The following is a 23,209-nucleotide window of genomic DNA, read 5'->3' on the forward strand; positions in this document are numbered from 1 at the left end:
GTGCTGGCAACGCCATCAATGATATCGGATTTTGCGCTCGATACGATCATTCCCCGCGCTCCCGCGCCAACAGGGCACGCTTGCGGTCCACGCCCCAGCGGTAGCCTGAAAGGGCGCCATCGGTGCGCACCACACGATGGCACGGGATGGCGATGGCGATGACGTTGTTGGCGCAGGCTTGCGCGACCGCCCTCACCGCCTTGGGGGCGCCGATGCCAGCCGCCACTTGGGCATAGCTCACGGTCTGCCCCGCCGGGATGGCCCGCAGGGCCTGCCACACCCGCTGTTGAAAGGCGGTGCCGCGCACGTCCAGCGGCAGATCGGTTCCCAGGCCCGGCGCCTCGACCAGACCGACCACCTGGGCGACCAGGGCATCGAAGGCGGGATCATCGCCGGTCAGCCGCGCCCTAGGGAAACGATCCTGGAGATCGCGCACCAGCGCCTCTGGATCGTCACCCAAGGCGATGGCGCAAATGCCGCGCCCGCTGCACGCCACCAGTACAGCCCCCAAGCTGCATTGCGCCACGGCAAAGCGGATGTCGGCATTGGCGCCGCCGGCGCGGTAATCGCCTGGCCGCATGCCCAGCAGCCCATCCGCCGCCTCATAGAAGCGGCTGCTGGCATTGAAGCCGGCGTCATAGAGCGCGGTGGTGACGGTGGCGCCGGGTCGGGCCAGTTCCTCCCGCACCCGGCGGGCGCGATGTGCGACAGCGTAGGCCTTGGGCGTCAGGCCGGTGATGGCCTTGAACACGCGGTGAAAGTGATAAGGGCTGAGCCCGGCCTGCGCCGCCAAGGCATCCAGGCCGGGGGCATCCTCCGCCGCCTCGATGGTACGGCAGGCCTGAGCCACCAGGTGGGCCTGACGCTGCGCCACGCCTTGCTGGTCCGGCCTGCAGCGCTTGCAGGGGCGAAAGCCCGCCTGCTCCGCCGACGCGGCGCTGTCATGAAAGGCGACGTTTTGCGGCTTGGCCAGGCGGGAGGGACAGGAGGGTCGGCAGTAGACGCCGGTGGTTTTCACCGAATAGACGAAGCACCCATCCTGGCTGGCATCGCGGACCAGAACGGCCTGCCAGCGGGGATCGGCCTCGGTGGTCCGGGCGGGGGATGGATGGGCAAGGGCGCGCGTGGGGGATACGGTCAGGCGGGGCATGGTCGTCATCCTGGGATGGTGTTGTCTCTGCCCCGATATGCCCACGGACGCCCCTGCCCGGCATCCCGGGTCTTGCGGTCAAATTCCGGGGAGCGCCGCCGCGCCAGTCACTGCATCCGGCTGTGCCCGGTCCACAGCGCCACGGCGGCTTCCGCGACCGGGGCGGCGTCTTCCGGATGGTTATACCGGTAGAGCACCAGGGCCGCCTCATAGGCATGCTGGTCGGGCGCACCCGACGCCCGCATCTGACGATAGGTCTTCTCAACGGCGGCGCGACAGCACATCGCTCGACAACTCCCCTTCAAGAATTTGACTTAACCCCCCAGGGGGGATAGGAGTCAAGGTATGACCCATACCACCACCCCCGACCTGCTGAACCGCCTCAAGCGCGCCCAGGGCCACTTCGGCAAAATCGTGCAGATGGTGGAGGAAGGGCGGGACGCCCTGACCATCGCCCAGCAGCTTCAGGCCGTGGCCCGCGCCATCGACAAGGCCAAGGTCGCCTTGGTGCTGCATCACATCGAACACCACCTGGAAGAGGCGACCGGCCCCCTGCCCAGCGATACCCGGGCCCGGCTATCCGAAATGGCGGAGATCACCAAATACCTCTGAGATGCCCCAGGGAGACGCCCGGGCGTGAGAGTGGCCACCCGATTGGACGGTATCGGCACACTGGTTTCGGATGAGATAAGCTAAACGTCGAATAACTTGCTTTCCACCCCGTACGTGTCCAATGTTTCCGGACGTTTTGGCGGGAGGATAAGATGAGTGACGACTGGTGGGATGTGCCGGGTAACCCGTACGCCCCCTCCCTAGCCGAACCGCCGGCGGGGCCGGAGGTTCCCGATTCCGCTTCCCCAAAGTCCGGGCCTCAGAGGCAGGACGAGGACGACCTCTGCACCCCTTACGCGACGGCGGAGGGGTTGGCGTTGGAAGCGGCCTCCGCGGCGCTTGTCCGGTTGGACTGCGGACTGGCCGCCAGCAGTCCCGCCGTTGCCGCAGGCTGGATCAACCGCATGGCGATTGAGGAGGCGGCCGCCTCCGCCCGGTTGAACGGCATCCTGGTCGATACCGCCGACCTGCGACTGTTGGCTTGGGACAGTCTTGACCGGGCGCCCGATCCAGACCTCGCCCAAGCCCTGCCCCTCTATGACTTGGTTCGGCGCATCACGGCCCGCCATCCCCGCCATCTGTACACCCCCCGTCGCCTGGCGGCACTGGACCGTATTCGGCACAGCCGGTCCCCTGGCTTCTCCCTATGGAGTGACGCTGAGGAGGATGTCGGCGCGGAGCAGCGGTGGGCCGTGCTGCAGGCGGCCTTGGCGCCGGACGCGCTGGCCCGTTTCCGCGCTGCCCCCGCCCTTGTCGGCGCCGCCGCCTTCCTGGCCCATTGGCATGAAGTGGGGGCGGACCGGAGCGCGGGCGCCGCCCTCGGGCGTTTGCTGGCGGCCTGGTGGCCGGCGCGGCAGGGCCTGGTACAGGGCCGTCGTGGTGGACAGGACATGGTCGAGGGTTCGGATACCTATGATGGCCCCACCCATCCCGCCTACGCGGGGGGGCCCGTGCTGATGCCCTCCATTGGTTTCCTCGGCCACGCGATGGACTACCGGCCTGACCGCCGCGACGGCTGGCTCAGTGCTTATCTTATGGCAGCGGGACGCAGCGTGGCGCGAGGCGAAGCCCTACTGCGTCGGCTGCGCGCGGCGGAGGGTGGACTGGCGGAAGCCTTGCGCCCCCGGCGCTCCACCTCTCGCGGGCCCCAGGTGGCCGCCTTTCTGCTGTCCCAACCCGTGGTGACGTCAGGCCGCCTGGCCCAAGCCTTGGACATGAGTGGTACCGCCGCGCGCAGCCTGTTGGACGCCCTGCATCGCGATCATCTGCTGATGGAGATTTCCGGTCGGGACGCCTATCGCGCCTATATTGTGGAATGATCCGCAGGGGCGCCGGGGTGGTTTTTCTGAAAAAACCTCGGTAACCGTTTCCTTGAGGAGACCCCAGCCGAGCCCGAAACCGGAAAAGAAAAACCCCGCCACCAGGGCGGGGTCGTTCAAAGTTTTTTCGGAAAAACCATGGTGCCGGCTGGGGAATGATCTCAGTCGGGGACATCCAGGCCACAGCGGCGCAAGGCGTCCGGCAACTGCGAGAAAAGGGCATCCAACGCCTGGGGGGGAAGGCCGGCGGCCAAGCGCAGGATCGGCCGCCCCTCATGCAGGGATAGACGCACCAGCACCTGGCCGGTACGGGATCGGATCACCCGCTCCCCCGCCAGTTCCGGCTCAGCCGCTGGCTCGCCCTGGGCTGCCGCCATCAACGCCCGCAGGCGTGCGCTGAAACTCAGGTTATCATCAGCGCCCTTGCCGCTCAGGTCGGCGGCCACCTGCTCAACCCGGGCCGCGGCCTCCTCACTCTCCGCCATAAGACGCGCCAGCTTGGCGCCATCGCTGATCTTCAGCGGCCGGGGATCATCCAAGGCCGCGATGACCGTGGGCGGCAACTCCGCGAACTTCAGCAGGTTGGACAGGTGGCCCTTGCTGAAATCCAACCGCTCCATCAACTCCGCCCGGCTCATGAGGCCCGTGTCCAACACAGTCTTCAGCTGCACCGCCCGCTCATAAGCGGAGATGTCGGCGCGGGCCTCATTCTCCTGCACCATCTTGATCAGCAGGTCGCGGTCGTCCGCCTGCATCACCCGGGCCACAACCTTGCGGCCAAGATGTCGGCAGGCCGCCGTCCGGCGATGCCCGGCGATGAGTTCGTACCCCTGCCCATCCGCCGCCGGCCGCACCAGCACGGGGGCCAGTTGGCCATGGCGCAGGATGTCTTGCACCAGCATGGCAAAGGCGGCGTCGGCGAAGGCGGCGACGTGCCGATCCTGATATTGGGTGCTGTGGATATCGGCCGGGTCCAGCTCCAACAACACGCGGCCACTATCGCGCAGCGTTTCCAGTTCCTTGGCGCTGTCCTGGAACACGCTCTCGATCTGGTTGACGATCGGAATGGCCGATCGGGGGGATGCTGGCCGCGCCGCCCGGGTGGCGGTCAGGTCACCAATGGCGTTGTCCAGTTCGGCCATTCTGTCCTTGCGGCTCATCGCGTTCCCTCCCGCGCCGGCGTGCGCTTCCAGATATCCCAGATCACGCGTTCGATCTCGGCGTTCACGTTGTTCAGATATTCCAGCCCCCGCTCGTAGGTACGGCGGTTCACGTCGCTGGCTTCCAGTTCGTAATAGCTCTGCTTCAGGTTGCCGGCACTATCCAACCCCGTGGTCAGGGCCATGCGGTTTTCCAGTAGCGTGTCGGCGAAGATGCTGCCCATCCACTTCACCAGTTGGCTCTGGTTGGTGTCGGCCGTCTGGTATTTGGAAACCAGCAGCCGCACGGCGTCGAAGGTCTTCACCCGTCCGCCCTCGGCCTGCGCCAGGGTGGACAGCGTCTCATAGACCATGCGGAAGAACCGGCCGGCGGAGCTGAAATCCAACATGCTGGGGGGAATGGGGATCAGCAGGAAGTTCGCCGCCATGACGGCGTTGATCGACAGATAGCTGAGCGACGGCGGGCAGTCGCAAACAATGATGTCGTAATCCTGGTCGATGGTCGGCAGGGCGTCAGCCAGGATACGCCAGAACCGCAGTTCCCGCTGGCGCATCTGCCGCACCGGCACCTCGAACTCCGTGGAATAAAGACCCAGATTGGCCGGGATGACGTCCAGCCCGTCCCAATAGGTCTTCTGGATCAGCGGCCGCAGATCGTTGATCCGCTGGCTGTCGTCCAAGGTGAACAGACGGTACAGCGTATCCAGCCGGTCGAACTGCTCATCCGGCACGAAGCCGAACAGGGAGGTCGCGCTGGCCTGGCTGTCGAGGTCGATCATCAACACCCGGTAGCCTTGCAAGGCCAGGTACTGTGCCAGGTGGACGGAGTGGGTGGTCTTCGCCGCACCGCCCTTGAAGTTGGCCACGGTGATGACCGACAGCTTCTCCCCCGCCTCCCGATCGCGGCCCACGCGATAGCGCACGTCGCCGGTCTGCTGGAACAGCTGGCGGCGAATCTGGTTCACCTCCGCCAGGGTGAAGCCACGGCGGTTGTTGCCGCCGATGACGGTGCCCTGCGGGAACTGCTCGTTCTTCAGCAGGGCGCGCAGATGGCTTTCGGAGATGCGGATCAGCCGCGCGGCTTCAGAAGTCGGGAACAGGCGCAAGCTCTTGGCGTGGCCAGGATAGGCCTGCACTTCGATGATCTTGCGCTGGATGGCGTCGCAGCCTTCCGAGTGGTCGAGGAAGATTTGCAGGGGATCGTCGCCGGCCGGAAAGTTGCTATCGGCGGGCGCGCTGACATCGGTGGTCATTGGTGTATCCGAGGGGCTGCCAGAGATGGGCGGATAATGCCCAACCACGATCCGGACGCCAACCGCGATCTTGAGGCAAATATGCGGATAACTGACGCATCATCGATTTTTTGCCCATTAGGCGGGAAAATTCGCTGATGGGATTTGAACAACAGTCTGAGCTGCTGTCTTCGGTAACTGTAACCTTGAAAGCCGGGCGATCGTGACTGGAAATCGACGCGATCTTCTATTTGGCGGCCCCCGATCTTCAAGGGAACGGATACCAATTTCCAGTGCGGCGGGTGTATCGCCAGAAATGGCGGATTTCCTGGGTTTTTGCTGAAATGCCGCTGACGAGCGCGCCTCGATCGGGGAACGAGCTGGACGTGAAAGCCCGCTCTGGGATCCGCCAAGCCTAATCCCCGAGCCGGTGTCTATGCCGCGGAAAGTCTGGCCTGTGGATAGTTTCCTTAAAAGGATTCAGGGTTAAACAGATATAGGGTTTAACTGTTACGACCTCTAAAATCGTCGATATTACAGAGGGTTGCGGTAGGTTTTGGTAACCGTTCCCACGACTCCCGGTATCCGAACCCTGGGGCCGCGGATTCCAAACCCTCGGGTTTTGGGTCACTGAACCCTTGGCGGAAGGTTGCTGAACCCTGGTGCCGGGAAAATCGGTATCCGAACCCTTGAGGGAAATTGGGACGAGTCGGCCGGAGTCGGTTGCCGTAGCCTTGATCTTGGTTGCCGTTCCCTCAAACTTGGTTGCGGTTCCCTTGAGCTTGGGGACTCCGGCGGGCCGGTTTCGGACTCTGATACCGCGATCCGACTCACCCTGACCCCGAGTCCGCCCGATCCACCCCCGCCACGATGAGTCGTCCGAGTCCCTTCGCGAGTCGATTCAAGGGTTCAGTTACCCGAACTCACGGGTTCAGATACCAGGGCCCCTATCGACTCGAGGATGACACCAGATTTGGGGGGTGGATGCGCCAAAATCTCAAGGGATCGGCAACCAAGTGCGCTTTTGCCGTTGGCGACGACGAACGGCCACGTTCATGATCCGGAGTCCGAACGCCCGATCCATGGTGGATGGGGCCTGCTGTGTGGGTAAAGGGTGGCGACAATGGCGGGGACGACGACAGGGACTGCGGACAGGATTTCCGCCCCGTCCATGGTGGAAGCCCCCATGGCTGGGGCCCAACTGGCCCTGGCGCTGGACAGCCCCCTGATCGGGAAGGTGAAGAACGACCGTCTGGTCATGGTTTTCAACTTCTTCGCCCTCAGCAAGGAGACGGTCACCGAGTTGCCGGTCTATGACGACGGGACTGTGCGCATCGAGGTCACCGGCACCAAGCACGGTGTCGCCAACATCTGGGACAAGGAGGTGCTGATCTACCTCGTCTCCCTGATCCAGGACAAACTGAACCGGGGCGAGCCCGTCAGCCCCCGCCTGACCTTCACCGGCCATGACTTCTTCCGTGTGGTGGGCATTCACGCCACCAACACCGCCTATCAACGGCTGGAGGACGCGCTCAAGCGCCTGCAGTCGACCCAGGTACTGACCAACCTGGAGACGGGCGGCGAAGGGGAGACGGGCGCCTTCTCCTGGGTGCTGGACTATCGCATCAACTACCGGCGGGACAAGGACGGCGGTAAGACCATGAAGTCGCTGACGGTGCAGCTGTGCGACTGGCTGTACCGCGCGGTGGTCAAGGACCGGAAGATCCTCACCTACCACCCCGACTATTTCAAGCTGTCGCCCACGGAAAAGCGGCTGTATGAGATCGCGCGCGCCCATTGCGGCAACCAGGGCGCCTTCAAGATGAACATCGAGAAGCTGCGCCTGCGCGTGGGGGCCGAAAGCGACCTGAAGGTGTTCAAGGCCCGCCTGGTGGCCTTGGCCAAGAAGCGCCAGGCCCTGCCGGAATATGGCCTGACGGTGGTGGACCCCCGCCGTTGGGGCCGGGACCGCAACGCGCCGCCGCCGCCCGGCCGCACACCGCTGAAAAGCCACATGGTGTACTTCTTCCGCACCGACAGCCTGTCGGCCATGGCGCCTTTCGATCAGGCGCCGGAATTCCCGGACGCGCTGCCCGACATGATGATCGGCGACATGGACGGCCTGGCGGCCTGACACAGCGGTCTTGATCGCGGCCGCCCGCCCGCGACCGTTACCAATCTTGCAATCTCACGACAGACATGGTGCAAGTCCCCCAATCCTGGCTGCGGGGCCTGGGACAGACCTGTCGTGAGGAATTTCTCTAATGCGTGATTTCCTGAAGGGCGCGCCCTTGAGCGCGCTGGCGGCGGCGGCTTTGGCCGGCCTGCTGTTGGCGCCCACGGTCGCGGGCGCCGATGAAGGCATGTGGACCTTCAACAACTTCCCCAGCGCCAAGGTGAAGCAAGCCTATGGTTTCAGCCCCGACCCCAAATGGCTGGAACGGGTGCAACTGGCCTCCGTCCGCCTGGCGCGCGGCTGCTCCGGCGCGTTCGTGTCGGCCAGCGGCCTGGTGCAGACCAACCACCACTGCGCCCGCGCCTGCATCCAGCAGGTGTCCACCGCCGAGCACAACCACATCAAGGACGGCTTCACCGCGGCCGAGCTGAAGGATGAGGCCAAGTGCCCGGACATGGAGGTCAACCAGCTGGTCCAGATCACCGACGTGACCCAGCGGGTGAACGCCGCCACCGCCGGCAAGGAAGGCGACGCCTTCTCCGCCGCGCTGAAGGAGGTGCAGGCCGCCATTCAGAAGGAATGCACCGGCGGCGCCGACGACACGCGCTGCGACGTGGTCGAGCTGTACCATGGCGGTGCCTACAATCTGTATAAGTACCACCGCTATCAGGATGTCCGCCTGGTGTTTGCGCCGGAGGAGGACATCGCCTTCTTCGGGGGCGATCCCGACAATTTCGAGTTCCCGCGCTATGACCTGGACGTCTCCTACGTCCGCGTCTACGACAAGGACGGGAAGCCGCTGAACACCAAGGCCAACTATTTCCCCTATGCGTCCCATGACGCGAACGAGGGCGACTTGGTCTTTACCTCCGGCAATCCCGGCCGGACGGAGCGCCTGGACACCGTGGCCGAGCTGGAATACGAGCGCGACCACGCCCTGCCCGACCGCCTGCTGTACCTGGCCGAACTGCGCGGCATCCTGCTGCAGTTCACCTCGCAGGGGGAAGAGAACGGCCGCATCGCCCGTACCAAGCTGTTCACGCTGGAGAACAGCTACAAGGCGCTGTACGGCGGCCTGCAGACCTTGGTCGACCCGGCGCTGATCGCCACCAAGCGCAAGGACGAGGCGGAGCTGAAGGCCATCATCGATGCCGACCCCGCGCTGAAGCAGCAGTATGGTGACCCCTGGGCGGCCATCGCCAAGTCGGTGGAACATTTCGCTGTCGTGGCCACCCGCTATGACGTGCTGGAGGGGGGCCGCAGCTTCACCCAGTCCGACATGTTCACCTTCGCCCGCAACCTGGTGCGCGCCGCCAGCGAACGGGCCCTGCCGGACGGCAAGCGCCTGCGCGAATACACCGATGCCAACTTCCCCTTCATCCGCCAGCGCCTGCTGTCCAACAGCCCGGTCTATCCGGAGCTGGAGCGGGTGCTGATGCGCATGCAGCTGGTCTACATGCAGCGTCAGCTGGGCCCGGATGATCCGCTGGTGAAGAAGGTCTTCGGCAACCGCTCGGCCGAGCAGATCGCCGATGATCTGGTCAAGGGTTCCACACTGGGTGACCCGGCGGAGCGCAAGCGCCTGCTGGAGGGGGGCCAGGCCGCCCTGGACGCCTCGACCGACCCCATGATCAGGTTCGCCAAGCTGGTCGACGCCGACGCCCTGGCGGCCCGCCGGGATGTGGAGGCCAACGTGGCCGCCGTGCAGCAGAAGAACGCCGGCTATATCGCCCAGGCCATGTTCAAGGTCCACGGCACGTCCATCTACCCGGACGCCACCTTCAGCCCCCGCGTCTCCTACGGCGCGGTGAAGGGGTATGAGCAGAACGGCCAGCATGTCGCCCCCTTCACCACCATGGGGGGCACCTTCGACCGTGCTACCGGCGCCTTCCCCTTCGCCCTGCCGGAAAGCTGGCTGAAGGCCAAGGACGCCATCAACCCGTCGCAGAAGTTCGACGCCGTCAGCACCAATGACATCATCGGCGGCAACTCCGGCTCCCCCGTCATCAACAAGGACGCGGAAGTCGTGGGCCTGATCTTCGACGGCAACATCCAGTCGCTGGGCGGCGACTATGGCTATGACGGTTCGGTCAACCGCGCCGTCTGGGTCACGGTCGGTGCCTTGAAGGAGGCCTTGGCCAAGGTCTACCACGCCAACCGTCTGGCCAAGGAATTGGCCGGGCACTGAGTGAGCCCTGACAGAAAGGCCCGCGGAATGCATTTCGCGGGCCTTTTCCTATGCGCGGCGCTCGTGGTGGGTAAACCAAATGCCGCACCTGTGGGGGCGTCAGGAAGAGGTCAGAGTCCCGTATTATAGAGTGAGGACTGGCCCCGAGCGCCCCGGGGCCTTCTTCCTGAAAGGATCAAGGGCGGCTTCGGCGAAGACCGATGCCATCGGCTCCGCCGCCTGAAAGAGGATGATCATGCAGCGCGTGTTCAAGGCACCGTTCCTGGTGATGATGTCGCTGGTGGTGGCCTTGCTGGCGCTGGCCGGTGGCAGCGCCCCGGCTGGGGCCCGCACCTTCGTCAGCGTGGGCATCGGCGTCGGCCCCTATTGGCGGCCCGCGGGCTATTACGGCCCTTATTGGCATGACCCCTATTGGCGCTGGCGCAATCCCTACTGGGCCCCCTACCCGGCGGTCTACGCCCCCTATTACGCCCCGCCGCCCGTTTATGTGGAGCCGCCGCCGGTCTACACGGCTCCGGTCGTGGTCCAGGCGCCTCCCCCGCCGCCGGCGGTGGTCGTCGCTCCCCCGCCTGTCCAGACGGTGGCGGCCAAGCCGGCTTATGACCAGTCCAATTGCCGCGAATACACCTCCACCATCACGGTGGCGGGACAGCCGACGCAGCAGGTGGGTACAGCCTGCCGGCAGCCGGATGGTTCCTGGCGCATCATGAACTGACCCTCGGCGCTGGCCGCCGTCCTGGCCCGCCGCTGACTGAGGCGACGACGCGAGCCCCAGGCCCACGCCTGGGGCTTTTGCATAATCGTCTCCGGACTGTTTGCGTTTCCGTTACAAAATCCCGTCCCGTGCCGGGGCGCATTGGCGGTATGCTGACGCTTGTTCCACCCGGATCGGGAGGTCGGGGCGCAAGAACTGGGAACGGCATTCGAGGGACGGGATGATGCGTTTGGGGCTTCTGGCGACCGCGCTGGGCGGTGGCCTGTTCATGGCGTTCGCCGCAGCCCGCGCCGACGAAGGCATGTGGACCTTCAACCACTTCCCCGCCGCCAAAATCCAGGAAACCTACGGTTTCGAACCCAGCCCGCAATGGCTGGACCATCTGCGCATGGCGTCGCTGCGCCTTCCCCGGGGATGTTCCGCCGCCTTCGTTTCCCCCACCGGGCTGGTGCAGACCAACCACCACTGCGCCCGCGATTGTCTGCAGCAATTGTCCTCCCCCGCCCGCGACCTGGTCCAGGAGGGCTTTTACGCCGCCCGGCAGGAGGACGAGGTGAAATGCCCGGATGTCGAGGCCAATCAGCTGGTGGGCATCACCGACGTCACCCCGCAGGTGCGGGAGGCGGTGGCGGGCCGCGAGGGCACGGACTACGGCCGCGCCCTGCGGGAGGTACTGGCCAAGCTGCAGCGCGACTGCGCCGGCGGGGATGAGGCCATCCGCTGCGACGTGGTGGAGCTGTACCGGGGCGGCGTCTATGACGTGTACAAGTACCGCCGCTACCAGGACGTGCGCCTGGTGTTCGCGCCGGAGGAGGATATCGCCTTCTTTGGCGGCGACCCGGACAATTTCGAATTTCCCCGCTACGACCTGGATATCGCCTTCCTGCGCGTCTACGACGGCACCGGCGCGCCGCTGAACACCCAGGCCACTTATTTCGCCTATGCTCCCCGGGAGGCGCGGGAGGGCGAGCTGGTCTTCACCTCCGGCAATCCCGGCACGACGGAGCGCCTGGATACGGTGGCGGAACTGGAATACGACCGCGATGTCGTGCTGCCGGAATCCCTGGTCTACCTGGCGGAGCTGCGCGGCCTGCTGCTGCAGTTCTCGGCCGAGGGGGCGGAGCATGCCCGTGTGGCCTTCGCCAAGCTGTTCGCGGTGGAAAACGCCTACAAGGCGCGCCTGGGCCAGTTCCGCGCCCTGGTCAATCCCGGCCTGATCGACGGCCACCGGCGCGCGGAGAATGAGCTGCGGGCCAAGGTGGCAGCCGATCCCCAGGTCCAGCAGCGCTTCGGTGACCCCTGGGCCGCCATCGCCCAGGCCGTGGCCCATTATCGCGCCGTCGCCGACCGCATGGAGGTGGTGGAGGAGGGGCGGGGGCCCCAATCCGACCTGTTCGCCTACGCCCGCCTGTTGGTCCGCGCCGCGGAACAGCGCCAGCTGCCCGACATCAAGCGCTTCCAGGAATTCACCGAGGCCGGCTTCCCGTTCACCCGCCAGCGCCTGCTGGCCAACACCCCCATCTCCGCCGACCTGGAAAAGGTGCTGCTGCGCGCCTGGCTGGTGCAATTGCGCCGGGTGCTGGGTCCAGACGATCCGCTGGTGCGCGACGTGTTGGGCGCGCAGACGGCCGACCGGATGGCCAGCGACCTGGTGGACCGCACCCGCCTGGCCGACCCCGCCGAGCGCAAGCGCCTGCTGGCCGGGGGCATCGAGGCCATCAAGAACAGCCACGACCCCCTGATCCGCTTCGCCCAGGAGGTGGACAAGCAGGCGCTGGCCATCCGCCGGGATGTCGAGGTGAATGTCGAGGCGGTGGAGCGGCGCAACGCCGGCGCCATCGCCCAGGTCCTCTTCGCGGCCAAGGGAACCGACGCCTACCCGGACGCCACCTTCTCCCCCCGCGTCTCCTATGGCATCGTCAAAGGCTATGAGGAGAACGGGCGGCCGGTGCGCTACTACACCACCATGGGCGAGGCCTACGGCCGGGCCACGGGGGCGAAGCCGTTGGCGCTGCCCCCTTCCTGGCTGCGCGCCCGCAGCGCGGTTGATCCCTTGCGCAAGCTGAACATGGTCAGCACCAACGACATCGTGCGCGGCAATTCCGGGTCCCCCGTCATCAACACCGACGGGCAACTGGTGGGGATCATCTTCGACGGCAACAGCCAGTCGCTGGGCGGCGATTTCGGCTTCGACGAGGCCACCAACCGCGCCGTCTGGGTTTCGGTGGGGGCGGTGAAGGAGGCGCTGGCCAACATCTACGGCACCACGCGCCTGAGCCGTGAGCTGGGTCTGTGATGGCGGCCATCGTACGCAACGATAAATGACGTAAGGGTGCGGTGATCTGCGCGGTGGGCGCCAAAGGGGCGCATTTGCCGCTTGCCGCATCCCAGATCTGCGCCATCCTCATTAGGCGCCGTTTGGCGTGATAAGCAATAACTTGCTTGCAAAAGATTTCCATGCCGCAGCACTCCCGCGGCACCTTCCATGCATCCGCAATTCCTTGACCGGCCCCGCCGGCCCAAGCCGCTCGCCCCTTGGAAAAGCCCGGTCGGGGATAGCCCGATCCGGCCTCAACGATCAGGGACCAAAGGACCATCATGACCAGCACGCCCTCCGCCCTTCCGCCCAAGCGTTCCGTCCTGCCCCGTGTCATCGGCCTTGGTGTGCTGGCCGTCATCGTGGTCGGCGGCGTGGTTCTCTGGCTTGGCGGGCGCGGCAAGGAATCGACGGACGACGCCTTCACCGAGGGCCGGGTGGTGACGGTCGCGCCCAAGGTCTCCGGCCTGGTCGTCGAACTGGCGGTCCAGGATAATCAGAAGGTCAAGGCGGGTGACCTGCTGTTCCGCATCGACCCCCGCGACTATCAGAACACCCGCGACCGCGACGCCGCGCAGCTGAAGCTGGCGCAGGCGCAACTGGCGCAGGCCCAGACCAACCTGGAGATCGCCCAGGTCACCTATCCCGCGCAGCTGGACCAGGCCCGCGCCGCCCGCGCCCAGGCCGAGGCCACGCTGGTCCGGGCGAAGTCCGACCTGGCGCGCCAGACGGAAATCGACGTCCGCGCCACCACCAAGTCGCAGATCGACGCCGCCCAGGCGGCCTTCCGCACCGCCCAGGCCCAGCTGGCCGACGCTGATGCCAAGCTGCGCGCGGCCGAACAGGCCCCGCGCAACATCGAGGTCGCCGCCAGCCAGGTGAAGCAGCTGGAGGCTCAGGTGGCCGCGGCGGAGGCGGAACTGGCCCAGGCCGAACTGAACCTGTCCTATACTACCATCGTGGCGCCCCAGGATGGCTGGGTGACCAAGCGCGCGGTGGAGAAGGGCAACTACCTGCAGGTGTCGCAGTCGGCCCTGACCCTGGTGACGCCGGAAGTCTGGGTGGTGGCCAACTTCAAGGAAAACCAGCTGAAGCGCATGCGGGTGGGCCAGTCCGTGGATATCGAGCTGGACGCCTTTCCCGACCTGAAGCTGACGGGCGCCATCGACAGCTTCCAGATGGGCACCGGCTCGCGCTTCACCGCCTTCCCCACCGAGAACGCCACCGGCAACTTCGTGAAGATCGTCCAGCGCCTGCCGGTCAAGATCAAGGTGACCGGCGGCCTGCCGGCCGACCATCCGCTGCCGCTGGGGCTGTCGGCTGAACCCACCGTCCACCTGAACTGAGGGGCCGGGCGGTGAGCGAAGGACTTCCCCCTCCCGAGGCTGATCATGGGGCGTCGACCTGGCGCCCGCGGCACAACCCCTATCTCGTCGCCATGGTGGTGACCGTCGCCACCTTCATGGAGGTGCTGGACACCACCATCATCAACGTGGCCCTGCCGCACATCGCCGGCAGCCTGTCGGTGGGCACGGATGAAAGCACCTGGACGCTGACCTCCTACCTGGTGGCCAACGGTATCGTGCTGCCCGTGTCCGGTTGGCTGGGCCGCATGATGGGGCGCAAGAACTACTTCCTGCTGTCCATCGTCATGTTCACGGTGTCGTCGCTGCTGTGCGGCCTGTCGACTTCACTGCCGGAACTGATCGTCTTCCGCCTGTTCCAGGGCTTCTTCGGCGGCGGCCTGCAGCCGAACCAGCAGTCCATCCTGCTGGACACGTTCGAGCCGTCGAAACGCGCCACCGCCTTTGGCGTCACCGCCGTCGCCATCATCGCCGCCCCCATCATGGGGCCGACGCTGGGTGGCTGGATCACGGACAATTTCAGCTGGCGCTGGGTGTTCCTGATCAACGTGCCGGTGGGCATCCTTGCCACCTTCGCCATCTCCACGGTGGTGGAGGATCCGCCCTGGGCCAAGGCCGGCGCCGCCAAGGGCCGGCGCAACATCGACGTGATCGGCCTGTCGCTGATCGCCGCCGGCTTCGCCTGCCTGCAGATCGTGCTGGACCGGGGCGAGCAGGAGGATTGGTTCTCCAGCGGCTTCATCCAGGCCTTTGGCGTGGGCGCCGTGCTGGGCCTGGTGGGCGCCGTCGTCTGGCTGCTGGACCGGCCGGATCCCATCGTCAACCTGCGGGTCTGGAAGAACAAGGACTTCGCCATCGGCACCCTGTTCATCAGCATCATGGCCGCCACGCTGTACGGCAGCGCTGTGCTGATCCCGCAGTTGGCGCAATCGCAGCTGGGCTATACCGCCACCTGGGCCGGCATGATCCTGTCGCCTGGCGGCTTCATGATCCTGATCATGATCCCCATCATCACCCGGGTGCTGCTGAAGAAGTTCCAGGCCCGTTTCATCGTGGCCACCGGCTTCTTCCTGTTGGGCGTCGCCATGTTCTACACGGCGACCATCACGCCGCAGGTGGACTTCCTGACCCTGATGAGCATGCGCATGGCCCAGACCTTCGGCACGGCGCTGCTGATGATCCCCATCAGCACGGTGGCGTTCGCCAGCGTGCCGCGGGAAATGAACGGCGACGCGGCCGCCCTCTATTCCATGGCCCGCAACCTGGGCGGCAGCATCGGCATTGCCCTGGTCACGGCCTACCTGACCCAGCGGTCGCAGGTGCACCAAGCCTATCTGGCGGAACATCTGACCGACCTCAGCGTGGGCTATCAGATGACCAAGCAGGCGTGGATGGATGGCTTGGCCAGCCAGGGGTTGACCCCGTCGCAACTGCAATCCTCCGCGCTGGGCGGCATTTACCGCACCCTGCTGCGCCAGTCGGCCATCCTGGGCTACGTCGATGTCTTCCGCATCTCCGGCGTCGTGGCCCTCTGCGTCGTGCCCCTGGCCTTTTTCATGAAATCCACCAAGGCGGCGCCCAAGGCCGCCGCCGCGGAGTGACCCCGATGTCCGTTACCACTCCCTTTGCCGCTTTCCCCCGCCGGGCCCGGCTGCTGGCCGCCACGGCCGCCTTGGCGCTGACCGCCGCCTGCACCCTGGGGCCCGATTATCAACCGCCCAAGGCCGATGCGCCCGCGACCTGGAGCGCCACGACCACCCAGTCGGCGATGAAGATTCAGGCCAGCGCCGACCCCACGGTTCTGGCCCATTGGTGGACGGAATTCCACGATCCCACCCTGGACAAGCTGGTCGCCGACGTGGTTGCCGGCAACCTGGACCTGAAGGTGGCGGAACAGCGCATCCTGTCCGCGCGCGCCCAGCGCCAGCAGGCCGCCGCGGCGCAGTATCCCAGCGTGAAGGGCGAGACGGCGGCCATGCGCAACCGTCTGCCGCCGGGCACGTTTGGGCAGTTGGGCGGCACCAACAACATTTTCCTGGCCGGCTTCGACGCCTCGTGGGAGCTGGACCTGTTCGGCGGCACCCGGCGCAGCATCGAGGCGGCCGACGCCAACGTCGAGGCCGGCATCGAGAACCGCCGCTCCATGGTCATGTCCATGCTGGCGGAACTGGGCACCGATTACGCCGCGCTGCGCTCGCTTCAGGCGCGTACGGCCATCGCCAATGAGAATGTGCGCCTGTCGCAGGAAACCCGCGACCTGACCGCCGCCAAGTACAAGGTGGGCCTGGCGACGGAACTGCAGCTGGCGGAGGCCGACGGCCAGCTGGAACAGCAGAAGGCGGTGCTGCCGACGCTGGCGACGCAGGCGGCGCAGCGGGCCCACGCCATCGCCACCCTCACGGGCCGCACCCCGGCCGACGTGGATGGCTTGCTGACCACGGCAGGGCCGGAGGTGCCGTTGCCGCCGGCACTGCCGGCCAGCCTGCCGTCCGAGGTGGTGCGCGCGCGCCCCGACATCCGCGCGGCGGAGCGCACCATGGCCGCCACCAACGCCGAGATCGGCGTGAGGGAGGCGGCGCGCTTCCCCAAGGTGTCGCTGGGCCTTATCGGCGGCTTCCTGAACCCGGACCTGGGCAAGCTGCTCCAGGGGGATAGCTTCGGCTGGAGCGTCGGTCCCACCGTCAGCGGCAACATCTTCGACGGCGGGCGTCTGAAGGCCGGCGTCAAGGATGCCGAAGCCCAGGCGGAGCAGGCCCGCCTGACCTATCGCAAGACGGTGCTGACCGCCTTTCAGGAGGTTGAGGACGCGCTGGTCGCCTACACCAACGAGCGCCAGCGGAACGAAACCCTGCACCGCGCCCTGGACGCGGCGCAGCGGGCGCAGGATCGCGCCCGGTCGCAGTACCGTGCCGGCCTGGCGGACTTCCTGAGCGTGCTGGACGCGGACCGCACCCTGGCCACGTCCAAGGACGCGGTGGCGCAAAGCGACTATGCCCTGGTGCAGCAGACCATCGCCCTTTACAAGGCGCTCGGCGGCGGTTGGCAGGCGGGTGAGACGGGAGCGGGTGAAACCGCCGCCGCCGACACCGTCCCGGCCGGTTCCCATGGGGGTGCCGGCAACCCGCCGGCGTGAGGCGGGCGCGGCGATGAAGCAGGGTGGCAAGGTGATGGTGACGGACGGGGAAGCCCCTGGTGAGGAACGCCCCGCCGGGCGCCAGCGCAAGGCCGGGGATACCCGCCGGGCGGAGATCATCGAAGCCGCCCTGGAACTGCTGCATGAGGTGGGACCCGCCGGCACCACGACCACGGCCATCGCCCGCCGCATCGGCATGGCCCAAGGCTCCCTGTTCCGGCATTTCCCCACCAAGCACGCGATGTGGGATGCGCTGCTGGATAACCTGTCCCAGCGCATCGCACCCCCGGTTCAAGAGGCGCTGAAAGGCAGCGGCAGCCCCATGACCCGCCTGCGCGAGGTCATGCACACCTGGCTGCGCCTGACGGAGAGCATCCCCGCCCTATCGTCTCTGATATTCATGCGCGGGGTGCTGGCCGACAGCCCGGACATGCGCCGCCTGCTGGTGGAACGCCTGCAACGGCCCCACCGCATCTATTGCACCCTGATACGCGAAGGCATCGCGGCGGGCGAGGTGTCGCCCGAAACGGATGTGGAGCGGGTGGGCTGGATCCTATCGGGTTTGAAGCATGGCCTGGTGATGCGCTGGACCCTGCTGGATGGGACGCTGGACATGCACGCCGACCTGGATGTGATGCTGGACACGATTATCGCCGGCATAAGCAAGAGGTAGGGTTGTCGCCAGGTGCGAGGGACGGGTCCCGCGTCATTTTTCCCGACAGGTTGACGCCTGTCGGGCCGTACCAACGGGCGGCCGGGTACGGGTGGGGGGCCACTTCCGCCATTCGCTGCCCGCCAATCGGGCACGGGCCCAGTTCGTCCGTGACAGGGGGCTTCCGGTATGAAAAGAAGGGCGCCGGGTTCCCGTCCCATTCCGCGTTTCCGTCTGGCCTCCCTTCCTGGATAACGTCCCGCGATGCTGCGTCCCCGGTCGTTTCGCCTCATGCTCCCGTCCGTCCTGCTTTCATCCGCGGCCAGGCCGGCCCTGTTGGCCTGCGCGATGGCGGGCGCGCTGACGGCCTGCACGGTGGGGCCTGACTATGAACGGCCCGAAACGCCGCAACCCACGGCTTACCGCGAGACGGTGACGGGTGACGCGGCCAAGGACGCGGCCCTGCGCACGGAAATCGCCGCCGATTGGTGGAAGCGGTTCAATTCGCCGGAGCTGGACAGCCTCATCGCCCGCGTGGCGTCCAATAATTTTGACGTGCGCGCCGCCATGGCCCGCATCCGCCAGGCCGAGGGCACGGTGGTCGAACAGCGCTCCGCCCTGTTCCCCACGGTGTCGGCCAGCGCCGGCCGCACCCGCAGCGAGACGGGCGGCGGCACCACCACGGTCAGCAACGGCAACTTCATCTCCCGCAACAACATCAGCAGCAATTATTCCGCCAAGCTGTCGGCCAGTTACGAACTGGATTTCTGGGGCAAGAACCGCTCCGCCTTCGAATCGGCCAAGGCCAGCCTGAACTACAGCCGCTACGACAAGCAGACCGTGCTGATGACGGCCATCGCCTCGGTGGCCACGGATTATTTCCAGGCCCTGGCTTACAAGGACCGGCTGACCCTTGCCCGGCAGTCCCTGAAGGATGCGGAGGATGTGCTGCGCGGCATCCAGGCCCGTGCCCGCGCCGGCACCGCCACCGCCGTGGACGTCGCCAACCAGGTCAACGTGGTGGAGGCGGAGCGTGCCGCCATTCCGCAATATGAACAAAGCCTGGCGCAGCAGATCGATGCCCTGGCCATCCTGGTCGGCCTGCTGCCGGAACAGCTGAAGATCGAGGGCACCACCCTCAACGGCCTGGCGGAGCCGGAGGTGGCGCCCAATCTGCCCTCCACCCTGCTGGTCCGCCGTCCCGACGTCGCCTCGGCCGAGGCGCAGCTGATCGCGGCCAACGCCACCCTGCGCAACGTCATCGCGCAGCAATACCCCAGCCTCAGCCTGACCGGCAGCTACGGCTATCAAAACGAATCGCTGGGCGACCTGTTCAACCCGGCCAGCAAGCTGTGGTCCCTGGGCACGTCGCTGACCCAAACGGTGTTCGACGCCGGTAACCTCCAGGCCCAATCCGACGTGCAGCGCGCCAAGGTAGAGGAATTGGCGGCCGACTATCAGAAAGCCGTCGTCACCGCCTTCGCCGATGTCGAGGATGCGCTGGCGGGGGTGAAGTACACCCGCGACATCCGCGCCGCCCAGGAAAAGGCCACCGCTTCCGCCGATGAGGCGTTGCGTGGCACCACCGGGCAATTCCAGCGGGGCACCGCCGACATGGTCAGCGTCCTGACGGCTCAGCGCACCCTGTTCAGCGCCCAGGACACCCTGGTGCAGAGCCGCCTGAATTACCTGACCTCCATCGTCACCCTGTACCGGGTGCTGGGCGGCGGCTGGTCGGTGGAACAGACGGAAGCCCAGGCCGAAACCGCCCCGGTCAAGGCCGGTGGCTGAGGCCCGGGCGGCCTTCCCGGCCGTCGCCCAGCCCGAGCGCCTCCTGTCCCTGGACATCTTCCGCGGGCTGACCGTAGCCCTGATGCTGCTAGTCAACGATCCCGGGACTTGGTCCGACATCTATTGGCCGTTGCGCCATGCCAGATGGCACGGCTGGACGCCCACCGACCTGGTCTTCCCCTTCTTCCTGTTCATGGTGGGCATCACCACCCACCTGTCGCTGACCCGGCGGCGGGCGCAGGGTCAGGGGGATGCTGTCCTGGCGCGCCAGATCCTGCGGCGCGGCCTCATCCTGTTCGGCCTCGGCCTGTTCATCGCCTGGTTTCCCGGTTACGCCGTGTCCGGCCACGGCACGCTGGCCGACCGCGCGCTGGCGCAATTGCTGTCCTGGCGGATACCGGGTGTCTTGCAGCGCATCGCCCTTTGCCATGTCGCGGCCGGCCTGCTGTCGCTGCGGCTCGGCGCGCGGGGCCAAGGGGCGCTGGTCGTCGCGCTGCTGCTGGGCTATTGGGCAGTGATGACCGGCGTGCCGGTGCCGGGCACCGGCGCCACCGGCTTGGCGGCGCTGGCCCATCCTGGCGCCACCGTGTCGGCGGCGGTGGACCGCGCCTTGTTCGATTGGGGCCCCCTGGGCAACCATCTGTGGGCCGCTGCCCACACCTGGGATCCCGAAGGCGCCCTTTCCACCCTGCCGGCCATCGCCACCGCGCTGTTGGGCGTCCAGGCGGGCCGCTGGCTGGCCCGGCCCCTGCCGCTGCCGACGCGCATCCGGGGGCTCATCATCGCCGGGGTGGCGGGCGTCCTGCTGGGGGAAATCTGGGATCTGGTCTTTCCCATCAACAAGAGCCTGTGGACCAGTTCCTTCGTCGCGCTTACCGCCGGCATGGCCTGCCTGTGCCTGGGGGCTTTGCTGTGGGGGGTGGAGGTGCGGGGCTGGCGCCGCTGGACCCGTCCCGCTCTGGTTTTCGGCGTGAACCCCGTCCTGGCCTATGTCGGGTCGGAACTGATGGCCATAATCATCGGCGGCGTCATCACCCTGCCATGGGACCACCGCATCGCCCCGCTGCAGGACGTGATTTACGAGGCGGTGTTCTATCCCTTGCTGCCGGAAAAGGCGGCCTCCCTGGCCTACGCCCTCCTGTTCGTCGCCCTGTGGTGGGCCATCCTGGAGGTGCTGTACCGCCGCCGGATCTTCCTGAAGGTGTGAGATATTGTCATCGCAGATCGGCCCAGGCAGGCTCTGCCGCAAGCCGTCATCTCTAGGCGGCTGTCTCAAAGCATAGACTGAACAAGGCACCGCCGCCGTGGCGGTCGCGGGCGGCCAGGCGGCCACCGTGCTGGCGCATGATTTCCATGGCGATGGCCAGGCCCAGGCCCGAGCCGGTGATGCCGGCGCCGGCGGCGCCGCGCACGAAGGGCTCCGCCAGGGTCAGGGGATCCTCGCCCTGCAATCCCGGCCCCCGGTCGGCGACGGACAGGATGGGGCCGGGGCCCACCCGCACCTCCACCATTCCGCCGGCCGGGCCATAGGCGACGGCGTTTTCCACTAGGTTGCGCAGGGCTTCCGCCACGGCGCCGGTGTTGCAAACCAGGGGGAAGTCCTCCACCACCTCCAGCTCGATGGATTTGCCCAGGGACCGGATGAAGGGCGCCAGGGTCACCAGCTCGCCCGCCGTCAGCTCTCCCGCCATGACGCGGTCGGTGCGGGGCAGGGGGGTACCGGACAGGCGCGACAGCGACAGCAACTGCGCCACCAGGCGCGACAGGCGGCGCACATCCGCGCGCACGGCGGCCATGTCGGCCTCCCCGCTTTCCAGACGGGCCTGCACCACGGCCAGGGGCGTGCGCAACTGGTGGGCGGCGTCGGCGATGAAGCGGCGGTGGTGGCGGAAGCTGCCCTCCAGCCGGGCCAGCGCCGTGTTGAACGCGTCTACCAGGGGCAGGACCTCGCTGGGCAGGTTCTTGCCGTCCAGCCGGTGGTCCAGGCGGTCCAGGCCGATAGCCGCCGCCTCCTCCGACACCTCCTGGATGGGGGTCAGGCTGCTGCGGATGGTCCAGACGCCGATGGCGGCGGCGATCAGGGCCACCGGAATGCCGAACAGCAGGATATCGCGGACGAATTCATCCAGCAGGCCGTTGATGATTTTCTGGTCGGCGGTGGGCGATTGCGCCACCGCCAGCGTCACGGTCCGGTCGCCCAGTTTGATGGGCGTGCCCAGGCCATAACGCTCCGGTTCCCCCGGCGGCCGGAAGAAATACTCGGCGTCCGTCTGATTCAGCGCCTCGCGCAGGGTGCTGGCGGCGCGGGGCAGCGACTGGGTCAGCAGCCGTCCATGCTGGTCCCATACGGCGTAAATGACGCCATCCTCTTCCAGGGCGTAACGGTTGGCCAGATCCGGCGGCAGGCGATCCAGGGTCAGGCCGCCATGGTTGAAGGCGGTCATCAGCTCATTGGCCTGGCCGCGCAGCACCTTGCGCTGCACGACACCGCCCGCCTCCTCCAGCCGCACCACCAGGGGCAGGATCGCCACGGCGACCGAGGCCAGGAACAGCAGGCCCAGCCGCCAGGCCAGGCGGCCTTGCAGGGACCGATGCCGCCAAATCTGCGCCAGGGTGGCGAGCATCAGGAAGGGGTCCGGGGCAGTGGAGGAGGAAATGTGGAAAGGGACGGGCTCACGATGCGCTCATCATATAGCCCAGTCCCCGCATGGTGATAATGGCGGCCGTGGCCTCCGCCGCGACCAGCTTGCGGCGCAGGCGGGACACCAGCGCCTCAACGGCGTTGTCGGTCGCCTCGTTGCCGAAGCCGTACAGGGCGCTGTCGATATGGGCCTTGGTCACCACCTGGTCCACCTTGCGCAGCAGCACCTCCAGCAGGGCCAGTTCGCGGGCGGTCAGGGCCAGGGGCGACTCCGCTACGGCCGCGCAGCGGGCGGCGCTGTCGAAAGAGAGGTTGCCGCATTCCAGCACCACCCCGATCACGCCGCCTGGCCGCCGCAGCAGGGCCCGCAGCCGGGCCCCCAGTTCCCCCATGTCAAAGGGCTTCACCAGGTAATCGTCGGCCCCGGCGTCCAGCCCTTCGATTCGGTCGTCCAGGGTGGAGCGCGCCGTGAGCATCAGGATGGGAACCTTGCGCCGGCCGCCGCGCAGTCGTCGCACCAGGCTTATCCCGTCGCCATCCGGCAGGCGGCGGTCCAGCACCAGGGCATCGTAATCGGCGGTGGAGATATGGTCCTCGGCCTCGGCCAAGCTGCCACAGGCGTCGACGGTGAAGCCGATTCGCGACAGATGCTCGGCAGTCAGCGTCCGCAGGTCCCGTTCGTCCTCAACCAACAAAAGCCGCATCGGCCAAGTCCCAGCCCAAGTCCTCGGCGCACCCACCACGGGCGGCAGATGTACC

General features: G+C 66.9%; 18 protein-coding genes. 12 read left to right on the plus strand and 6 right to left on the minus strand.

What is annotated here, in order from left to right; all coding sequences use genetic code 11:
• Nucleotides 1–46: 46 nt before the first annotated feature.
• Both ada and FBZ90_RS27940 read right to left on the minus strand, forming a co-directional pair.
• Complete coding sequence (gene ada / locus FBZ90_RS19700) at nt 47–1,150, minus strand: bifunctional DNA-binding transcriptional regulator/O6-methylguanine-DNA methyltransferase Ada (RefSeq protein ID WP_145734695.1); 1,104 nt, start codon at nt 1,148–1,150, stop codon at nt 47–49.
• A gap of 107 nt (nt 1,151–1,257) precedes the next feature.
• On the minus strand, nt 1,258–1,434 hold the full coding sequence (locus FBZ90_RS27940) for a hypothetical protein (protein WP_186455939.1): 177 nt from the start codon (nt 1,432–1,434) through the stop codon (nt 1,258–1,260).
• A gap of 61 nt (nt 1,435–1,495) precedes the next feature.
• Here FBZ90_RS27940 and FBZ90_RS19705 point away from each other — a divergent pair, with 61 nt between their 5' ends.
• Both FBZ90_RS19705 and FBZ90_RS19710 read left to right on the plus strand, forming a co-directional pair.
• Nucleotides 1,496–1,762 (plus strand): metal-sensing transcriptional repressor, encoded by a 267-nt coding sequence (locus FBZ90_RS19705; RefSeq protein WP_145734696.1) that lies wholly within the window; start codon nt 1,496–1,498, stop codon nt 1,760–1,762.
• A gap of 152 nt (nt 1,763–1,914) precedes the next feature.
• Nucleotides 1,915–3,081 (plus strand): hypothetical protein, encoded by a 1,167-nt coding sequence (locus tag FBZ90_RS19710; RefSeq protein ID WP_145734697.1) that lies wholly within the window; start codon nt 1,915–1,917, stop codon nt 3,079–3,081.
• Nucleotides 3,082–3,242: 161 nt separating this feature from the next.
• On the opposite strand, the gene FBZ90_RS19715 is transcribed toward FBZ90_RS19710, so the two are convergent.
• Together FBZ90_RS19715 and repA are read right to left on the minus strand one after the other, a co-directional pair.
• The gene (locus tag FBZ90_RS19715) at nt 3,243–4,241 is read right to left on the minus strand and encodes a ParB/RepB/Spo0J family partition protein (RefSeq protein ID WP_145734698.1); all 999 of its coding nucleotides are present in this window, start codon (nt 4,239–4,241) and stop codon (nt 3,243–3,245) included.
• Nucleotides 4,238–5,494, minus strand: a complete 1,257-nt coding sequence (gene repA / locus FBZ90_RS19720; RefSeq protein ID WP_145734699.1) for a plasmid partitioning protein RepA — start codon at nt 5,492–5,494, stop codon at nt 4,238–4,240. The genes FBZ90_RS19715 and repA overlap by 4 nt, the downstream gene beginning before the upstream one ends.
• Before the next feature lie 1,165 nt (nt 5,495–6,659).
• On the opposite strand from repA, the gene FBZ90_RS19725 reads away from it, so the two are divergent.
• The 10 genes from FBZ90_RS19725 to FBZ90_RS19770 all read left to right on the plus strand — a co-directional run bounded on the left by FBZ90_RS19725 (nt 6,660) and on the right by FBZ90_RS19770 (nt 21,016).
• The gene (locus tag FBZ90_RS19725; protein ID WP_145734700.1) at nt 6,660–7,607 is read left to right on the plus strand and encodes a replication initiator protein A; all 948 of its coding nucleotides are present in this window, start codon (nt 6,660–6,662) and stop codon (nt 7,605–7,607) included.
• Nucleotides 7,608–7,737: 130 nt separating this feature from the next.
• Nucleotides 7,738–9,837, plus strand: a complete 2,100-nt coding sequence (locus FBZ90_RS19730; RefSeq protein WP_145734701.1) for a S46 family peptidase — start codon at nt 7,738–7,740, stop codon at nt 9,835–9,837.
• Between the two features lie 235 nt (nt 9,838–10,072).
• Nucleotides 10,073–10,552 (plus strand): hypothetical protein, encoded by a 480-nt coding sequence (locus tag FBZ90_RS19735; protein WP_246130539.1) that lies wholly within the window; start codon nt 10,073–10,075, stop codon nt 10,550–10,552.
• Between the two features lie 220 nt (nt 10,553–10,772).
• Nucleotides 10,773–12,848, plus strand: coding sequence for a S46 family peptidase (locus FBZ90_RS19740; protein ID WP_246130541.1), 2,076 nt, complete (start codon nt 10,773–10,775; stop codon nt 12,846–12,848).
• A gap of 302 nt (nt 12,849–13,150) precedes the next feature.
• Nucleotides 13,151–14,215 (plus strand): HlyD family secretion protein, encoded by a 1,065-nt coding sequence (locus FBZ90_RS19745; protein ID WP_145734702.1) that lies wholly within the window; start codon nt 13,151–13,153, stop codon nt 14,213–14,215.
• 11 nt (nt 14,216–14,226) lie between these two features.
• Complete coding sequence (locus FBZ90_RS19750) at nt 14,227–15,834, plus strand: DHA2 family efflux MFS transporter permease subunit (RefSeq protein ID WP_145734703.1); 1,608 nt, start codon at nt 14,227–14,229, stop codon at nt 15,832–15,834.
• Nucleotides 15,835–15,839: 5 nt separating this feature from the next.
• A complete protein-coding gene (locus FBZ90_RS19755; RefSeq protein WP_145734704.1) occupies nt 15,840–17,366 on the plus strand; it encodes an efflux transporter outer membrane subunit in 1,527 nt (508 codons plus the stop codon).
• Nucleotides 17,338–18,039, plus strand: a complete 702-nt coding sequence (locus FBZ90_RS19760; RefSeq protein WP_186455940.1) for a TetR/AcrR family transcriptional regulator — start codon at nt 17,338–17,340, stop codon at nt 18,037–18,039. Before FBZ90_RS19755 ends, FBZ90_RS19760 begins: the two co-directional genes overlap by 29 nt.
• Nucleotides 18,040–18,309: 270 nt before the next feature.
• Nucleotides 18,310–19,809, plus strand: a complete 1,500-nt coding sequence (locus FBZ90_RS19765) for an efflux transporter outer membrane subunit (protein ID WP_186455941.1) — start codon at nt 18,310–18,312, stop codon at nt 19,807–19,809.
• Nucleotides 19,802–21,016, plus strand: coding sequence for an acyltransferase family protein (locus FBZ90_RS19770; protein ID WP_145734707.1), 1,215 nt, complete (start codon nt 19,802–19,804; stop codon nt 21,014–21,016). Before FBZ90_RS19765 ends, FBZ90_RS19770 begins: the two co-directional genes overlap by 8 nt.
• A 52-nt stretch (nt 21,017–21,068) precedes the next feature.
• Here FBZ90_RS19770 and FBZ90_RS19775 read toward each other — a convergent pair whose 3' ends face one another.
• Nucleotides 21,069–22,433: a sensor histidine kinase gene (locus tag FBZ90_RS19775; protein WP_145734708.1), complete on the minus strand. Its 1,365-nt coding sequence runs from the start codon at nt 22,431–22,433 to the stop codon at nt 21,069–21,071.
• Nucleotides 22,434–22,482: 49 nt separating this feature from the next.
• Nucleotides 22,483–23,154: a response regulator transcription factor gene (locus tag FBZ90_RS19780; RefSeq protein WP_145734709.1), complete on the minus strand. Its 672-nt coding sequence runs from the start codon at nt 23,152–23,154 to the stop codon at nt 22,483–22,485.
• Between the last annotated feature and the right edge of the window lie 55 nt (nt 23,155–23,209).

Source organism: Nitrospirillum pindoramense (assembly GCF_007827955.1).
Classification (GTDB): Bacteria; Pseudomonadota; Alphaproteobacteria; order Azospirillales; family Azospirillaceae; genus Nitrospirillum; species Nitrospirillum amazonense_B.

Excerpts from the sequence above, each read along its gene's own strand:
- FBZ90_RS19760 (WP_186455940.1), top strand. The coding sequence starts at position 17,338 with ATGGGGGTGCCGGCAACCCGCCGGCGTGAGGCGGGCGCGGCGATGAAG.
- FBZ90_RS19755 (WP_145734704.1), top strand. The coding sequence starts at position 15,840 with ATGTCCGTTACCACTCCCTTTGCCGCTTTCCCCCGCCGGGCCCGGCTG.
- FBZ90_RS19745 (WP_145734702.1), top strand. The coding sequence starts at position 13,151 with ATGACCAGCACGCCCTCCGCCCTTCCGCCCAAGCGTTCCGTCCTGCCC.
- repA (WP_145734699.1), bottom strand. The coding sequence starts at position 5,494 with ATGACCACCGATGTCAGCGCGCCCGCCGATAGCAACTTTCCGGCCGGC.
- ada (WP_145734695.1), bottom strand. The coding sequence starts at position 1,150 with ATGCCCCGCCTGACCGTATCCCCCACGCGCGCCCTTGCCCATCCATCC.
- FBZ90_RS19710 (WP_145734697.1), top strand. The coding sequence starts at position 1,915 with ATGAGTGACGACTGGTGGGATGTGCCGGGTAACCCGTACGCCCCCTCC.
- FBZ90_RS19730 (WP_145734701.1), top strand. The coding sequence starts at position 7,738 with ATGCGTGATTTCCTGAAGGGCGCGCCCTTGAGCGCGCTGGCGGCGGCG.
- FBZ90_RS19740 (WP_246130541.1), top strand. The coding sequence starts at position 10,773 with ATGATGCGTTTGGGGCTTCTGGCGACCGCGCTGGGCGGTGGCCTGTTC.
- FBZ90_RS19780 (WP_145734709.1), bottom strand. The coding sequence starts at position 23,154 with ATGCGGCTTTTGTTGGTTGAGGACGAACGGGACCTGCGGACGCTGACT.
- FBZ90_RS19775 (WP_145734708.1), bottom strand. The coding sequence starts at position 22,433 with ATGCTCGCCACCCTGGCGCAGATTTGGCGGCATCGGTCCCTGCAAGGC.
- FBZ90_RS19735 (WP_246130539.1), top strand. The coding sequence starts at position 10,073 with ATGCAGCGCGTGTTCAAGGCACCGTTCCTGGTGATGATGTCGCTGGTG.
- FBZ90_RS19715 (WP_145734698.1), bottom strand. The coding sequence starts at position 4,241 with ATGAGCCGCAAGGACAGAATGGCCGAACTGGACAACGCCATTGGTGAC.
- FBZ90_RS19765 (WP_186455941.1), top strand. The coding sequence starts at position 18,310 with ATGCTCCCGTCCGTCCTGCTTTCATCCGCGGCCAGGCCGGCCCTGTTG.
- FBZ90_RS19705 (WP_145734696.1), top strand. The coding sequence starts at position 1,496 with ATGACCCATACCACCACCCCCGACCTGCTGAACCGCCTCAAGCGCGCC.
- FBZ90_RS27940 (WP_186455939.1), bottom strand. The coding sequence starts at position 1,434 with ATGTGCTGTCGCGCCGCCGTTGAGAAGACCTATCGTCAGATGCGGGCG.
- FBZ90_RS19725 (WP_145734700.1), top strand. The coding sequence starts at position 6,660 with ATGGCTGGGGCCCAACTGGCCCTGGCGCTGGACAGCCCCCTGATCGGG.